Origin of the sequence: Thermococcus sp. M36 (assembly GCF_012027355.1) — an archaeon.
Classification (GTDB): domain Archaea; phylum Methanobacteriota_B; class Thermococci; order Thermococcales; family Thermococcaceae; genus Thermococcus.
Window position 1 is genome coordinate 346177 of the sequence record NZ_SNUH01000002.1, and the last position, 14447, is coordinate 360623.

Below are 14447 nucleotides of genomic sequence, written 5' to 3' on the forward strand. Positions count from 1 at the left end.
CAATTCTAATAGCCATTCCAGTCTGTCTTGAAGCCATTGAACAGAAAAGAAAAGAGATTCAGGTCGTTACGTACACCCCGTCCTTCTCGACCACAACCGTGTGCTCGAACTGGCTGACAAGGCCTCCCCGTACCTCCCTTAGTATCGGGTAGCTGTATATCGCCCCGATCCTGTCGAGCTGGGCCAGAGCGAGTTTGAGCTGTCCTTCTGGCATAAAACCCTGCAACCAGCGGTAAGCGAAGGGGAGCCCGTTGTATTCCTTCTTTACGTGCATAAGCAGCCTTCTGGCCTGGGGCATTCTTACGGGCCTGTCCCTGATGAACATGAATATCAGCGCGGGCGGAACCTCTACCACCTGGCCCGCCCCGGTAGTCGCGAAGGGTTCTATGGCTATGACATCACCCTCCTTGAGGACGTAGCTGTCGGCGGGTCGGTGTATGTTTGGGATTGAAACGCCCGCGTGAAGTTTGTAGCGGTCGATCTTGTGGCCGCTCAGGTTGACTATCGGGTTGAACCCGTACCCTCTGATCGTTTCCTCTATGACCTTTCCAATCTCGCTTATTCTGACTCCCGCCCGGACGACACTTATGGCGTTCTCCAGGGCCTCTCTTGACGCGGCCATGAGGTCGTCCTCGTCCATCCCAACACGATAGGTGACCGCGGTATCGGCAATGTACCCATCAACATGAACCCCTATGTCCACTTTCAGATAGTCCCCCTCTTTCAGGACGGTTTCATCACCAGAATACGGCGTGTAGTGGGCCGCTATCTCGTTCAGCGAAAGGTTGCACGGAAATGCAGGCTTCCCCCCCAGCTCCACTATCCTTCTTTCAACGAACTCTGCAATATCGTACAGTTTTGTCCCAGGTTTTATCAGGTCCTCCACCTCTCTCTTGACCTGTCTGGCTATCTCCCCTGCCTTGATGAGGGCCTCCATCTCGTCCACTTTGTATCACCGAGATATGAACGCCCCGTTTCCCCTTAAACCTTTCCACGCAGGAAAAACCTTTTTATTCTGTGCACACCCTACCTCTACGGTGGGCCCATGCTGGAGCTGGGGAAGTACATCAACATCTCGGACGACATCTTCGTGGTCAAGAATCTCATAGGATCAATCCTGCAGGGTGTGGGCATCGCGTACCTCTTTCCGGTGCTCATCGTGTGGTTCTATCCGGATGAAATCAAATACGCGATCTACTTCGCAGTTCCGGGGGTCTTCTCAATACTGCTCGGTGCGTGGCTCGGCAGGCACATGGGAAAGATTGAAGACGTAAACCTCAGACAGGCCATGGTGTCCGCGGCGTTTACATGGCTTTTCGCTTCCCTTGTAAGCGTGGTTCCCTTCATATACATCGCCAACATGTCCTTCATTGACTCATATTTTGAGAGCATGAGTGCATGGACTGGAACCGGCCTCACCATGATGAGCAACCTGGAGAGCTACCCCCACGTAATACTCTTCTGGAGGGCATGGATGCAGTGGTTGGGCGGGATAGGCATAGTCCTCGTGGCCCTCACTATCCTCATACGGCCTGGGGTCGCTGCGGCGAGGCTCTACAGGGCCGAGGCCAGAAGCGAGAGGATACTTCCCAACCTCGTCAACACGTCAAAGGTGATATTTGAGATATACTTTGTCCTGACTCTGGTCGGGGTATACCTGTACTACATCAACGGCATGCCCCTCTTCGACGCGCTCATACACTCAATGACCGGGCTTGGAACGGGTGGTATGAGCAGCCATGACCTCAGCATAGGGTACTTCAACAGCACCTCGATCGAGGCCGTAACGATATTTCTAATGATAATGGGTGCAGTGAACTTTACCGTCCATTATAAGGTTTTCAGGGACAGAAGCCTCGGACACTTTTTTGAGGACGTCCAGGTAAGGTACATGTTCTTCTTCATTCTCCCCGCAATAGCGATAATCGCCCTTAGCCTCACGGGAATGGGGGACGCGATAGGAGACGCCCTGAGGCAGGCGGTGTTCCATGCCGTCTCTGCGATAACGTGTACGGGGTTCGGCATAGCCGACCTGAGCAAGTACCCCGAGCTCGGTAAGTTTATGCTGGGAATTCTGATGGTAATCGGTGGAGGCGCCGGAAGCACCGCGGGAGGTATAAAACTCATACGCGTCACCCTAATGTATGAGAGCCTAAAATGGACGATCCAGAGCGCCATTCTGCCCCGCGGGGCAGTCATAAAGAGGAAAGTCGGTAATTACGTCTTCACAGAGGAGGACGTTCAGGAGGTCATGAGCTTCACCATGACGTACTTTGCGATACTGCTCTTCGGGACGATCTACACCATGATGAGGCTAGGCACGACGCTCGCAGACTCCTTTTTTGAGATAGCGTCTGCCCAGGGAAACGTCGGGCTGAGCGTGGGCATAACGTCACCCCACCTCCCGGTCGATATGAAGATCCTGCTCATACTCCACATGTGGGTCGGCAGGCTTGAGATATTCTCCACCCTCGTGCTCATCATAAGCGTTTTCTTCCTGGCCCCCAGGGTGGTGAAGGGCAGATGAAGGTCATCAGAGTGGAGGGTGTGAGCTTCCGCTACAGGCGGGCGGAGAGATACTCCCTGAAGGACGTCAGCTTTGAGGTCAGAAAAGGGGAATTCCTTGGGATCATAGGCCCCAGCGGAAGCGGAAAGTCCACTCTCTGCCTGACGCTCAACGGGATAATTCCCAACCTGATAAAGGGGGAGTTTTCCGGGGACATCGTGATCAGGGATCCCCGGACAGGTGAGGAATACAACACCCGGGAGACCCCCGTCTCGGAGCTCTCCACAGTGGTGGGGCTGATTCTCCAAAACCCTGAGAGCCAGCTCTTCAACATGACCGTCGAGGAGGAGATAGCATTTGGACTTGAGAACCTGGGCCTCGAGCGAAACGAGATACTGAGGCGGCTCAGGTGGGTTCTGGAAGTTACCCGCCTCAAGGGGCTTGAAAAAGAGTTCCCCCCCAACCTGAGTGGTGGGCAGCAGCAGAGGCTTGCGATAGCGGCTGTTCTCGCCATGGAGCCATCGGTGCTTGTCCTGGACGAGCCGACAAGTCAGCTTGACCCCCTGGGACGCAACGAGGTTCTCGGCCTTGTGTCGCTGCTGAACAGGGAATACGGGATAACTGTGGTTATGGTAGAGCACCACACGGATTACATTTTCAGGTACGCGGACAGGGTTATCGTCATGAACGAGGGGAGGGTGGTTCTTGAGGGAAGGCCGTCCGACCTCCTCGGAGAGGTGGAGACCCTCAGAAACCTCGGCGTCAGGCTCCCACATGTTGTAGAGGTCTCCTACGAGCTCGCAAAGCTGGGCCTCCTCAGGCGGCCAGTTGCCAGTGAGGAGGAGCTGCTCACTCAGATAGGACGTCCCTCACGTTGATACTCTTCCCGACGAAAGAGTATTTCATATCGTAGAGCTTCAGCATGAGCTCAAACCTGGCGTCCGGGTCTTCGATCATCTCTGCGAAGTGAATAGCCTCGTCCAGCAGTCTCAGAGCTTTTTCCAGGTTGTTTCTTTCCTGTTCCACAGACGCAAAGGAAGCCAGTGTCAGGGCCCTGTGAAATGGACTGGCGATGTGTTCCGCCACCAGTCCGGCCCTTTCCTCATCACCCGCCCTGTAGAACATCTCCGCGAGATGCGAAAGCACAATGTCTAGATTTTTCCGGTCCCTCACAATCCGCATCGCATACCCTGCCTTGCGCAGCAGGCCGTTCCGGATCAGGTTCATAAGTATGTCCCTCGTTAGATCAGGATGGCTCTCGGCCATGTTGAGTGCAGTTTTCAGGGCAATATCCCCGTTCATGTCGTCGCCCAGTTTGTAGAACAGGATCGCAAGGTCCGAAAGAATGACCGCGCGGTACCGGGGATTAAACAGACCGTTAGCGTAGGGGAGCAGGGACTTTATCAGTCCCCTGACCTCTTCAAGGTCCTCCGCACCAGCATCAGACGCCACTTTTTCGTCCAGCTTTTCCACCAGGGCCCGAACCACCATGCGCAGGGCCAGGAACAGATTGGCCTCCTTTTCGAGGGTACCGAGCCTCTCTATAGCACCCGCGATATCCCCGTCCCTCAGGCGGTCCTCGATTTCCTCCACTACCTCAAGCTCCGAGCGTTTTTTCTCACCCCGGATTGTCCCAAAAAACTCATCCAACTTCCCCATGTTCCACCTCCCGGCCCAAAATGAGTTCAAGGTAGGATCTCCTCTCAAACCTCTCGACACCCAGCTCCTTCAGCAGCCTTATCAGCCTCTCGACGGTTTCGTTAAGAACGTCCTCACGCTCTGCAATGGCCTCTGCCTCAACAAACTTTCCGAGGCCCTCAATCTCGTCCAGGTCTATGACAACCCCTCTGCCTACGTAGTACTTCTCCCGGACTTTCTTGATCGTCAGGACTTTTCTGAACCCCAGGCTCGTGAGTATCTCCATGTGCCTGTCGGGGTCTTGGATGGGAACCTCGACTTCTCTCCTGCTCTTCGACCTGCTGTCAATTTTCGGCCCCTTGTACGTAAGAAACGCCTCAAAATGTCCATCGAACCGTTTGATCCTTATTCTGAGGGCCTCGTCCGTGCGGGCGAAGTCCCTGCACGGGTGCTGGAAGTATGTATCCTCGTGGTACTCTCTCCTTATGAACTTGAACCTGTCCCTCACCCTCTCAAACACCATATCGTCGGCGTATCCTTTGACCTCAATCTCGATCATCATGCATTCCCCCGGCTACTATAAGCATCACAAGTGATTCCAGCCATTTAATAACGTCCATTTAAAAGCTCCAGGCGCGCCATCCGGCCAAATGCATTCCAGTCCAACGCGGCCGTATCTCACATACCGCACCCTATATTGATTTTGGCCACCGAGGTGATAAACCTTTCCCATTGAGGGTGTATAAAAGCCCAAAAACGCCAACTTGGGAGGAGAATCCGGAGAAAAATTTAAGGAAAACCCTCACGGAGTCAGGTCTATTTCGCGGAGCTCCTCAAGCATGTGTTTGGCGAGCTTTACCGTGAGATCGATGTCCCTAAGGTCAGCGGTCTCGACCTGGCTGTGCATATACCTTATCGGTATGCTCAGAACTGCGGTTGCGACGCCCTCGCGGTTTATCTGCATTATGTTGGCGTCCGTTCCGGTTGGCCTTGGTGAAGCCTCGACCTGGAGTGGAATCTCGTACTTCTTGGCAATCTCATCGGCGAAGGCTCTTATCTTGGGGTTGATGTTTGGCCCAACGTCCATGACCGGACCGCCGCCGAGCTTGGGAACTATCTTGCCTTTGTCGCCGACCTGCTTGGCGAAAGTGACGTCCATGGCGATGCCTATCTCCGGATCGATGGCGTAGCTGGCAACCCTTGCACCCCTGAGGCCGACCTCCTCCTGAACACTGGCCACAAAGTATATGTCGGCCTCATGGTTCTCGACGGCCCTGGCCGTCTCTATCATAGCGTAAAGGCAGACACGGTCGTCGAGGTACGGCGTAGCAATCCTGTTCTCGTTGAGCTGGACGAATGCAGGCGCAAACTCGCCGATGGTTCCAACCTTGAAGCCCATCTCCTCGGCTTCCTCTTTGCTGTCAGCGCCAACATCGACGACAATGGTATCCCAGTCAGCTGCCTTCTTTCTGTCCTCGGGTTTCTGGAGGTGCGGCGGTATGTGGCCCACCACGCCAAAGCGCTCGCCCTTCTCAGTGAAGAAGCGTATCCTCTGGGCAACCAGAGTCCTTGGGTCAACGCCACCGACGGGAACGACGTGGAGGTAGCCCTCCTTGTCTATATGGTTCACCATAACACCAATCTTGTCCATGTGGGCAGCTATCATAACCCTCGGCCCGCTCCCCTTCTTGTGTGCAATGACGTTGCCGAGCCTGTCGACGTAAATCTCATCGACATAATCCTCCAAGCCCTCAATGACAACGTCTCTAATCCCAAGGAACTCGTACCCAGAAACGCCCGGGGCCTCAACAACCTTTTTGAGTAGCTCTAGGTTTACCATGGCTTTCGCCTCCTTTAGATTTCCGTCTGAATGTATTCTGCTGGCTTAATAAGGTTTGCGAAAGAAAAAGAGGTCAGCCAAGGACTATCTGGAGATAGGCCTCCTCCCCCGGCTCAAGGGTTCCGACCTTCCACAGCACGACACCGTTTTCCATTGTGACGGCACCCTTCGTAGCCCTGGCATCAACGGCACTCACGTGGCGCTCGACGACAAAGTTCTCCAGCTTCCTCAACCGGGGGGCCCGGACTTTGATGAAGTAGTACCTGTCTATCCTCTCCTCAACCACGATCGGCCTGAAAAACGCCAGGTACGACGAGCCTGCAAAGATTGCCGCGGACACGAGGAGGATAAGCCCCAGCCCTGTGGAGTGTGGCGGGGACGTCCCCGATGGGGTCGAAGGGGAGTCGGGTGTGGTGCTGTTCACGGGCACCGTCCTGGAGGGGATAGGACCTGGGGGCTTCACGGCCTTTGCGACTGCAGAGCCCGAGACGTATTCATTGCTCTCTGCCTTCAGGAGGATGGTGCCGTAACCCACCCGCTCAAGATCAACAGCCGCCACACCGGACAGGTTCGTGGACAGGTACTCCCTGCCCTCTGGCCCCACGGCGATCACGGTCACGTTCGGAACGGGCTGCCCCGTAGAGTCAACTACGGTAACGATGAGGGTTTTGTTGGCCTGTTCGTAGCTTAAAAATAGCTTTTTGACATCAACGAATGTCTTAATTACGTTCCCGTCGAGGTTGAGAACGACTTCGTAGGTGCCCGGCTCCTTAACGGGGTACGAGACGTAACCGTCGGGTCCGGTAGTGAAGCTTACTCCGTTCACGGCGATGGGTATGCCCTGGACGCCGGTGCCATTCTCGTCGTACACGTGGATGATTATTATGCCGTTCCTGAACCGCACATCGTAGCGGAGGTTCCTCTGGTAGACCACAAAAGTGGCAACGTCACTCTTCTGCCTTCCCCCGAAGTTTGCCCACAGTCTGACACGGTATTCTCCTTTTTCAGGTCGGATGAGCGTAATGTTCTCCACCCATCTGTCCCCGGGAAGCAGGTACATGGCCAATCTTTTCGCCTGTACCGTTTCCCCTCCTCTCTCGATCGTGTATCCTATAAGTCCGTTGAGTATGCCGTTGGACTTTGAGGAAACCTGGAGGCGCACGGTCACGTTGCTTCCGTATACGTACTCTTCCCCGACTTCGATCCTGACATCGTAGTCAACGAGCGTCCCGACTTTGACCCTCACTCGGGCCTCGGAATACACAGAACCCACCCTAGCGATCAGCGTGAGGTTGTAGGCTCCAGGACTGGCGTTCAGGATTTTAAATGACACGGTGCCTGTTACTGTGGCGTTGGGAAGGAGGGACCCCCGGATCAGGCGGCTCTCATAGAGGAAGCCGTCATCAGGTCCCGTTATGTACACTGTTATGTTCTCAAGCTCCAGGTTCCCTGGATTAAAGAGCTCAAAAGGGATCAGAATTGAGTCGCCGGGAAGTCCGGAAAACTCCGTTTTCAGGGGTGTTATTGACAGAAGGGGCTGGGAGTGCACCAGAGGGACGTAACCCATGAGGAGGAAAAGGATCAGCGGCACAACCCAATACCTCATCCTCACCACCCCTCCAAGAGCCTCTGCCGCCCTATGACCTCCTCAAACGTGAGGTACCTCCTCGTCCTGAAGCTGATTTTGTAGTTCCTACCGCTCTTTTCAAGCTGTTCCGGAAAAAAGAAGCGCCAGCCTTTGTTCACGAACTTAACTGCCACGACGGGCCTGCCGCCAAACTGGCGTGCAAATGACACCAGCTTCTCATAATCCCCCTCGCTGAAGTAAAGCCTGTCGCTGTGGGTGCTCTTCACCTCTATGCAGAGGTAAAGCCCCCCGTTCCCCGCAACTATGTCAACCTTCTTGCTCCCGGCAGACCTCACCACAGCAAAGCCCGCATCCTCAAGCATCTTTATGAGCTCTCTCTCGGCACTTGCACCCCTTCTGTACCCCATTGAATCCCCTCGTACTACTTTGCCCGGTTAGGTTTATAAGTTATGTTGAAGACTTAGGGGCGGTGATGGGAATGACAGTCTATGAGCTGGACGGAAAGAGGCCTAAAATTCACGAGACGGCTTTCATTGATGAAAACGCATCGGTCATAGGAGACGTGGTTCTGGAAGCCAAGACGAGCGTCTGGCCCGGTGCGGTTCTCCGGGGGGACATAGAGCAGATATACGTGGGTGAGGGCTCAAACATTCAGGACAACGTCAGCATACACACCTCCCACGGCCAGCCCACAATTATTGGAAAGTACGTTACCATCGGCCATAACGCGGTTGTGCACGGCGCCGAAATAGGGGACTACACCATCATCGGCATGGGCGCGGTTGTCCTAGACGGTGCAAAGATAGGGAAGCATGTTATAATTGGCGCCGGAGCACTGGTTCCACCCGGGAAAGAGATTCCAGATCACAGCCTCGTTGTGGGCGTCCCCGGAAAGGTCGTGAGACAGCTCAGTGAAAAAGAGGTCGAATGGACCAAGAAGAACGCCGAGATATATATCGGTCTGGCCGAAGCTCACCTCAGGGGCAGAAAGAAGATTGAGTGATGGGAATGATCTTTCGTCTCGTCTCCCACATCCCCCATATTTTGTTCCGGCCGGTTTATGACCTGTACGAGGACTACTTGCTTGAGAGGGTCAAGAGGGGCAGGATACCCAGGCACGTTGCAATAATAATGGACGGAAACAGGCGGTGGGCAAGGAAGCTGGAAAAGCCCCCGTGGTACGGCCACCTCTTTGGGTCTCGGAAGCTCGAAGAGATTCTTGAGTGGTGCCACGAGCTCGGCATAAGAACCCTCACTGTCTACGCGTTCTCCACGGAGAATTTCAGGAGAACCCCCGAGGAGGTCAGCGCCCTGATGAACCTGTTCGAGCAGAAGTTCAAGGAGCTCCTCACAGATGAGCGGGTGCACAGGTACGGAATAAGGGTAAACGTCATCGGCAGGAAGGAGCTGCTCCCCGAGAGGGTTCGTGAGGCAGCCGAAGAGGCCGAAAAAGCGACGAGGAAGTACAGCAACTACACCCTCAACATAGCACTGGCATATGGTGGAAGGAGCGAGATCACTGACGCGGTAAGGGAGATTGTAAACGACGTCCTTGAAGGGAAAATAAGTCAGGAGGACATTGACGAAGACCTGATAAAGAGGTACCTCTACTACCCCAACATGCCCGACCCCGACATAGTCATAAGGACGGGGGGAGAGATAAGGATAAGCAACTTCCTCCTTTACCAAATAGCATACAGTGAGCTGTTCTTCGTGGATGTATACTTTCCTGAGTTCAGAAAGATCGACTTCCTCAGGATAATAAGGGAGTATCAAAAGAGGCAGAGGCGCTTTGGCCGGTAGCCAATACCAGCGGGCTCCTTCAGCCGTCCGACCCTTTTTAAAGTTTTCCGCTAAAACTTATTAACGTTGGGCACAATTCTTCCACGGTGGTGATTAATGGCCTATGGTGAACTGAGCCCACGGGTTAAGAAGGTGTACTCTCAAGTAAGATACCTTGATGATTATCACTGGGAGATAGAAGGCGAGAGAATAATCGGAACTCACAAGAAGAGCAACGTCAGGGTTGTTATAGACGTGGCGGACAACCGTGAACACGCCGAAAAGATGGCCGAGGGGAGCCCCTCAGGGGGAATCCGAATAATAGCCATCCCCGACAAGAGCGTCTTCTTTGTCCACAACGGCGTCTTCATACTCACATACCGCTACCTCAAGGCTACCCTCGCGGACATAAACGACCACATCGTCTGGAGCGGCTTTAAAGTGGTGGAAGAAGGCGACAAACTCGTTCAAGAAGACTTCTACGAGTACCTGGGAGGGGCGTTCATAAACCACATAAAGAACAACATGCTCGCCGGCCAGGACTATGTCTTCTGGCAGTTCTACAGGTGCGAGGAGTGCGGCAGATATGTCGACGTCGAGAGCCTTGAGAGGCATCTTAAAGGACACGGCATCAAGCACCATGAAAAGAGCGAGGAACGCTATGAGGTCTTCGAAATAAACTTCAGGGACGGAAAGGTCTACGACAAATACGGGAAGGAGGTGCCGAAGGAAAAGTTCAGTGAGGAGGCCAGAGACTTCCTGAGTGATATCCTGGCGGGAATCTCCGGCCCGGCCGAGTAATCACTTTTTTCTGCTTTAATCAGCGGCTCAAAACAATGTACAGCAGATTCAGGGGGTGCAGCCATGGAGATGAACGTTATCGATATCTTCCGGAAGGAGTATCTCCCGGGCTCCACCATCAGCATAATATACGATGCCTACTCGTCGGCGTGGAGGATACCCATCATACTCCTCCGCCACGCACTGGAGAACGGCCACGTGGGCATTGTCTCGAATTACAGCGGGCCGCTGAGGCTGTTCTCCCGGAAGGCGTCTACAGTCGGGCTCGACGTGGAGGACGCCCTGGCAGGCAACCGGCTGGCAATAATAGACCTCTTCGGGACGAGGTACGGTTCGAGGGAGTCCCTCCCCAACGTGTTCTACCTCGACAAAGTCGAACCGGAGACCCTCAACCCGAAAATAGACCGCATCTACACAGGGCAGCTGAAGGGCATGATCGCAGGGAGGCCCGTCCTCAGGCTGGTGTATACCCTGGACGGTGTTTCCCTGCTCCTCGGCGAGGACAACACCCTTAAACTCCTCAACCAGACCCTTGCGTCCAAAAACGACCAGCTCCCCGAGTCAATACTGGTTTTGGCCCTCAACAAGGACGTTGTCTCCAAACGGTTTGTCGCGTGGGTCGCGGGGATAAGCGACTACGTCATCCTGGCGAAATCCTGGACAGAAGAAACGGGCCTCAAGGAAGCCTTGTACGTCATCTCCGCACCGTATGAAGAGTTCGAGCCGGAGATGTACTCATTCCACGTCACAAAAGCCAGAGGAATGGAAAAGCTAAAGGTAAAGAAGATCAGCCCCTGAACCTGGGCCTCCTGCTGAGGAGGAGCGGTAGAGGCCTCGGCTTGTAGGGGAACCCCTCGGTCTGAGTCTTTATCTCTTTGATCAGATCCTCGAGCTGCATCTCCATCTGTCTTCCGTCGGCCCTCCTCCTGACCGTTACGGTGTTCTGCTCCTTCTCGTTCCTACCCACAACTATGACGTAGGGTATCCACTCCTTCTCGGCCTTCCTTATCTTCTTGTTGAGCCTGTCGCCGGTGTCGTCGACGTCAACCCTTATCTTCGCCCCTTCAAGCTTCCCCGCCACGTAGAGGGCATAGTCGAGAACCTCATCGCTGACCGGAATTACGCGAACCTGTATCGGACTGAGCCAGAGCGGGAACATCGGCTTTATTCCCTTTGCCTGCAGCTTTGCCTGCTTCTCAAGTACGGCGTACATGACCCTCTCGATAGCACCGCTCGGGGAGCAGTGCAGTATGAGCGGGTGCCGCTCCTTGCCTTCCTCGTCGTAATAGGTTATGCCGAAGCGCTCGGCGTTCTCGACGTCAATCTGGACGGTGCTCAGGGCAGCGGCCTTGTCGAGGTTGTCCACGAAGTTGAACTCGAACTTGAGGATGAAGTAGAAGAACCTCTGCTTCCACATCTCTATGAGAACAGGCTTGCCGATGATCCTCACGAGCTCGACTATGAAGTCCCTGTTTTCGTTCCAGAAGTCCTCCGTGAACCTTATTGCGACTTCGTAATCATCGGGTGTGAGGCCTATACCCCTGAGCACTTCCATGCTCAGCTTGTACTGCTTCTTAAACTCGTCCATGGCCTGCCTCAAATCGCGGGCGACGGTGTGCATATCAGGCATCGTGAATGCCCTGAGCCTCCTGAGTCCTGAAAGCTCACCGCTCTTCTCGCGCCTGAAGGAGTATCTCGTAAGCTCGTACATCCTGAGTGGCAGATTGCGGTAGCTTATAGTGGCGTCCTTCTTGATGAGGAACTGGCCGAAGCAGGCGGCAAAGCGGAGGAAGAACTTCTTGTCGCCGCTCTTCACTATGTACTGCCTCGCTGGGAAGCGGTTGAGGTACTTCTCAAGCGCCGGGTGCTCGAAGTCGTACATAATGGGGGTCTCAACTTCCATGGCCCCGTACTCAACGACCTTCTCCGTCACGTACTGTTCAAGCAGGCCCTTAATGAGGCGGCCCTTTGGATAGTAGCGGAGGTTCCCGCCGTCGCTTCCAGGCTCGTAGTCCACGAGCTCCTGCTCAAGCATTATCCTGACGTGAGGAGGCTCACGGTCGGCGGCCCGGTTCTTGCTTATCTCGTAGTTGGCGAACTTCCTCAGGTTCTCGTGGCCGGTAAAATCGAACTTGTCGACCTCAATCAGCTCGCCTTCTGGGGTGAGTATGTACCAGTAGCTCTTGAGCTCCTCCTCCTTTTCGAGGGCGATGTTGCGCTCCTCCCTGCTCACTGCCTCGCCGCTCGGCACCACAGTCCTGCTCAGCTCGGCCAGCGGGTGACCTTTGCAGCTCAGCTTAAAGGCCTTGTAGTAGCCGAAGGGGGCCCTTTTAACCTCAAAGCCTTCCTCCTTAAGGCGCTCTTCTATCCTCTGGAGAACCTTGAGTGCAACGTCGGGCTTCGCCAGCTCGCTGCTCAGGTGAGCGAAGGGGTAAACGAATACACGGTTGGCCTTTACCTGTGATGCAACGTCCTTAATCTCGACTACCGCCTTTTCCACGACCTCATCTGGGTTCGCCTCGTCAACCTTTTCAACGCTCATGAAGACCGCCAGAACCTCCTCAAGGCGCCCCTGCTTCTTCTCTTCGTCAATAGGCTCCGGGTTCTTGAGGGCCTTGCCCCTGACCTCGTACTCCAAATAGTCGCTGTGTATCAGAAGCATTCTCATCCTTGACCACCACCCTATGGCTCAATAGGAATTACTAAAACTTTTCCCCGGAGATTTATAAATCCTCCCGCCCGAGCCAAAGGCTTAAAAAATCCCCGCCCGAACTTCCATGGAGGTGGGAGGATGGATGAAAAGAAGTCCGCGAAAAACGGTGACCTTGTCATTCCCGGCGACTATCTCGGTGTCATCGAAGAGTACCTGCCCGGTGAGGGTGTTAAAGAGGAAAACGGAGAGCTGTACGCCATACGCGCCGGGAGGGTTGTAATCGACCAGGAGAGGATGGAAATAAGCGTCGAACCCATCACAAACACGCCCCCTCTCCCCCAGGTCGGCGATGTTGTCATAGCTAGGGTGATAGAGGTAAAACCCCAGGCCGCAATAGTCCAGCTGGTTAAAATCGAGGGCAGGGAGGACAGGGAAATAGCGACTTCCAAGCTCGCAGGAATACACATCTCCCAAGTGCGAGATGGGTACGTAGAGGGTATGAGCAGCGAGTTCAAAATCGGCGACGTAGTACGGGCTAGGGTCATAGCGAACGAGAAGAGTCCAATACAGCTGTCAACCAAAGGACACGACCTGGGCGTTATATATGCCCTCTGCTCCCGCTGCAGAACGCCCCTGGTGAGGAGGGGCAACAGGCTGATCTGCCCGCGCTGCGGCCACATCGAAACGAGAAAGCTGTCCTCCTTCTACAGACGGATGAAGGTGTGAGCATGGCGAGGGCGAAGAAGGTAATAACCATCCACGTCCGCGACGACAGGGAAAAGGAGGAGTTCCTGAAAGAGATCCAGAGGCTCCGGCTCCCGGCGTTCATATACGTCCACGGAAAGCTGGATGACTTAAAAATAAACATCCAGGGCACCAAGGACGATATTAGGGAAGCCGTTAGGAAGATCAGGGAGATCCACAGTAGGGTAAGGGCAAAGCTGTACCCGGACAGGAGGGGCCTCTACCGGTATTCCATAGACGACCTCATGAGAGAGGCCAAGACCAGCGTTTCAACGCCTGTGCTCCTGAAGGCTCTTGAGCTGATGGGAGAAACTGCGGAGCTGAAAGAAGGGGAGCTAGTAACCTCAATGCCTTGGGAGGAAATAGTGGCGCTGACGAACAGGCTTGGCGGCCACCTTTCAGACATAGCACTTCAGACTACTAGGCAGATAAGAGAGGTCGTCCTGCCGGTAGCTGTGGCCTACGACCTCGATCCGGGAGAAGTAATTGACATGCTGGTGGACATCGGGGCCGCTGAGTGGAAGGAGGATAAGTTTAAATACGAACTGGTGAAGAACAAGGAGCAGGCGCTGGAGATGCTGCTCAAGCACTTAGAGGGTGAGGAAAATGAAGATTGAGGTCATCAAGCGTGAGGAAAACGTCCTTGAGTTCTACCTTGAGGGAGAGGATCACACCTTCGCCAACCTGCTCAACGAGGTGCTCCACGAGAACAAGCACGTGACCTTCGCGGGCTACACCATCGAGCACCCGGTCCTCATGGCCAGGAAGCCGAAGTTCAGGGTTGTAACTGACGGGGAGGTAACCCCAGAAAAGGCTCTAGAAGAGGCCGCACAGAAGATATTCGACAGGGCCAGGGCAGTCCTTGAGGCATGGAAGGCCGCCATTAAGGAGTAGC

The 14447-nt window shown here is 54.5% G+C and carries 16 protein-coding genes; 9 read left to right on the forward strand and 7 right to left on the reverse strand.

The features are described 5' to 3' along the window. Positions 1–58: 58 nt before the first annotated feature. Positions 59–946, reverse strand: a complete 888-nt coding sequence (gene map, locus E3E36_RS09680) for a type II methionyl aminopeptidase (protein ID WP_167895196.1) — start codon at positions 944–946, stop codon at positions 59–61. Between the two features lie 99 nt (positions 947–1045). On the opposite strand from map, the gene E3E36_RS09685 reads away from it, so the two are divergent. Together E3E36_RS09685 and E3E36_RS09690 are read left to right on the forward strand one after the other, a co-directional pair. Further along, on the forward strand, positions 1046–2527 hold the full coding sequence (locus E3E36_RS09685) for a TrkH family potassium uptake protein (protein WP_167895197.1): 1482 nt from the start codon (positions 1046–1048) through the stop codon (positions 2525–2527). Beyond that, positions 2524–3384: an energy-coupling factor ABC transporter ATP-binding protein gene (locus E3E36_RS09690; protein WP_167895198.1), complete on the forward strand. Its 861-nt coding sequence runs from the start codon at positions 2524–2526 to the stop codon at positions 3382–3384. Before E3E36_RS09685 ends, E3E36_RS09690 begins: the two co-directional genes overlap by 4 nt. Here the strand turns inward: E3E36_RS09690 and E3E36_RS09695 are convergent. From E3E36_RS09695 to hjc, 5 genes are all read right to left on the reverse strand, one after another. Continuing rightward, positions 3356–4165, reverse strand: a complete 810-nt coding sequence (locus E3E36_RS09695; RefSeq protein WP_167895199.1) for a hypothetical protein — start codon at positions 4163–4165, stop codon at positions 3356–3358. The two genes, E3E36_RS09690 and E3E36_RS09695, sit on opposite strands and share 29 nt — an antisense overlap. Beyond that, positions 4149–4703, reverse strand: coding sequence for a class IV adenylate cyclase (gene cyaB / locus E3E36_RS09700; protein ID WP_167895390.1), 555 nt, complete (start codon positions 4701–4703; stop codon positions 4149–4151). The genes E3E36_RS09695 and cyaB overlap by 17 nt, the downstream gene beginning before the upstream one ends. A gap of 243 nt (positions 4704–4946) precedes the next feature. After that, entirely contained in the window at positions 4947–5984 is a 1038-nt protein-coding gene (locus E3E36_RS09705; protein WP_167895200.1) for a lysyl aminopeptidase, read from the reverse strand. A 73-nt stretch (positions 5985–6057) separates the two neighbouring features. Beyond that, entirely contained in the window at positions 6058–7590 is a 1533-nt protein-coding gene (locus tag E3E36_RS09710) for a hypothetical protein (RefSeq protein ID WP_167895201.1), read from the reverse strand. Between the two features lie 2 nt (positions 7591–7592). Continuing rightward, positions 7593–7979, reverse strand: coding sequence for a Holliday junction resolvase Hjc (gene hjc / locus E3E36_RS09715; RefSeq protein ID WP_167895202.1), 387 nt, complete (start codon positions 7977–7979; stop codon positions 7593–7595). A 71-nt stretch (positions 7980–8050) separates the two neighbouring features. Here hjc and E3E36_RS09720 point away from each other — a divergent pair, with 71 nt between their 5' ends. The 4 genes from E3E36_RS09720 to E3E36_RS09735 all read left to right on the forward strand — a co-directional run bounded on the left by E3E36_RS09720 (position 8051) and on the right by E3E36_RS09735 (position 10953). Beyond that, a complete protein-coding gene (locus tag E3E36_RS09720; protein WP_167895391.1) occupies positions 8051–8575 on the forward strand; it encodes a gamma carbonic anhydrase family protein in 525 nt (174 codons plus the stop codon). A 5-nt stretch (positions 8576–8580) separates the two neighbouring features. Next, positions 8581–9375, forward strand: coding sequence for a polyprenyl diphosphate synthase (gene uppS, locus E3E36_RS09725; RefSeq protein WP_167895392.1), 795 nt, complete (start codon positions 8581–8583; stop codon positions 9373–9375). Between the two features lie 96 nt (positions 9376–9471). Continuing rightward, positions 9472–10155 (forward strand): TBP-interacting protein, encoded by a 684-nt coding sequence (locus tag E3E36_RS09730; protein WP_167895203.1) that lies wholly within the window; start codon positions 9472–9474, stop codon positions 10153–10155. Between the two features lie 63 nt (positions 10156–10218). Further along, on the forward strand, positions 10219–10953 hold the full coding sequence (locus E3E36_RS09735; protein WP_167895204.1) for a hypothetical protein: 735 nt from the start codon (positions 10219–10221) through the stop codon (positions 10951–10953). On the opposite strand, the gene E3E36_RS09740 is transcribed toward E3E36_RS09735, so the two are convergent. Then, positions 10943–12823 (reverse strand): threonine--tRNA ligase, encoded by a 1881-nt coding sequence (locus tag E3E36_RS09740; protein WP_167895205.1) that lies wholly within the window; start codon positions 12821–12823, stop codon positions 10943–10945. The genes E3E36_RS09735 and E3E36_RS09740 overlap by 11 nt on opposite strands. A gap of 123 nt (positions 12824–12946) precedes the next feature. Between E3E36_RS09740 and E3E36_RS09745 the strand changes: the two genes are divergently transcribed. Genes E3E36_RS09745 through E3E36_RS09755 form a run of 3 tightly spaced genes read left to right on the forward strand, consistent with a single transcriptional unit; the run spans position 12947 to position 14446 of the window. Continuing rightward, on the forward strand, positions 12947–13534 hold the full coding sequence (locus E3E36_RS09745; RefSeq protein WP_167895206.1) for an exosome complex RNA-binding protein Csl4: 588 nt from the start codon (positions 12947–12949) through the stop codon (positions 13532–13534). Positions 13535–13536: 2 nt separating this feature from the next. Further along, positions 13537–14169: a DUF2067 family protein gene (locus E3E36_RS09750; RefSeq protein WP_167895207.1), complete on the forward strand. Its 633-nt coding sequence runs from the start codon at positions 13537–13539 to the stop codon at positions 14167–14169. After that, positions 14159–14446 (forward strand): DNA-directed RNA polymerase subunit L, encoded by a 288-nt coding sequence (locus E3E36_RS09755; RefSeq protein WP_167895208.1) that lies wholly within the window; start codon positions 14159–14161, stop codon positions 14444–14446. The genes E3E36_RS09750 and E3E36_RS09755 overlap by 11 nt, the downstream gene beginning before the upstream one ends. The last annotated feature ends 1 nt before the right edge of the window (position 14447 follow it).

What these genes read in the sequence shown, in the direction of transcription:
- E3E36_RS09740 (WP_167895205.1), bottom strand. Translation starts at nt 12,823, where the DNA reads ATGAGAATGCTTCTGATACACAGCGACTATTTGGAGTACGAGGTCAGG.
- E3E36_RS09685 (WP_167895197.1), top strand. Translation starts at nt 1,046, where the DNA reads ATGCTGGAGCTGGGGAAGTACATCAACATCTCGGACGACATCTTCGTG.
- E3E36_RS09695 (WP_167895199.1), bottom strand. Translation starts at nt 4,165, where the DNA reads ATGGGGAAGTTGGATGAGTTTTTTGGGACAATCCGGGGTGAGAAAAAA.
- E3E36_RS09735 (WP_167895204.1), top strand. Translation starts at nt 10,219, where the DNA reads ATGGAGATGAACGTTATCGATATCTTCCGGAAGGAGTATCTCCCGGGC.
- hjc (WP_167895202.1), bottom strand. Translation starts at nt 7,979, where the DNA reads ATGGGGTACAGAAGGGGTGCAAGTGCCGAGAGAGAGCTCATAAAGATG.
- E3E36_RS09755 (WP_167895208.1), top strand. Translation starts at nt 14,159, where the DNA reads ATGAAGATTGAGGTCATCAAGCGTGAGGAAAACGTCCTTGAGTTCTAC.
- E3E36_RS09745 (WP_167895206.1), top strand. Translation starts at nt 12,947, where the DNA reads ATGGATGAAAAGAAGTCCGCGAAAAACGGTGACCTTGTCATTCCCGGC.
- E3E36_RS09750 (WP_167895207.1), top strand. Translation starts at nt 13,537, where the DNA reads ATGGCGAGGGCGAAGAAGGTAATAACCATCCACGTCCGCGACGACAGG.
- E3E36_RS09690 (WP_167895198.1), top strand. Translation starts at nt 2,524, where the DNA reads ATGAAGGTCATCAGAGTGGAGGGTGTGAGCTTCCGCTACAGGCGGGCG.
- uppS (WP_167895392.1), top strand. Translation starts at nt 8,581, where the DNA reads ATGATCTTTCGTCTCGTCTCCCACATCCCCCATATTTTGTTCCGGCCG.
- cyaB (WP_167895390.1), bottom strand. Translation starts at nt 4,703, where the DNA reads ATGATCGAGATTGAGGTCAAAGGATACGCCGACGATATGGTGTTTGAG.
- E3E36_RS09730 (WP_167895203.1), top strand. Translation starts at nt 9,472, where the DNA reads ATGGCCTATGGTGAACTGAGCCCACGGGTTAAGAAGGTGTACTCTCAA.
- E3E36_RS09710 (WP_167895201.1), bottom strand. Translation starts at nt 7,590, where the DNA reads ATGAGGTATTGGGTTGTGCCGCTGATCCTTTTCCTCCTCATGGGTTAC.
- E3E36_RS09705 (WP_167895200.1), bottom strand. Translation starts at nt 5,984, where the DNA reads ATGGTAAACCTAGAGCTACTCAAAAAGGTTGTTGAGGCCCCGGGCGTT.
- E3E36_RS09720 (WP_167895391.1), top strand. Translation starts at nt 8,051, where the DNA reads ATGACAGTCTATGAGCTGGACGGAAAGAGGCCTAAAATTCACGAGACG.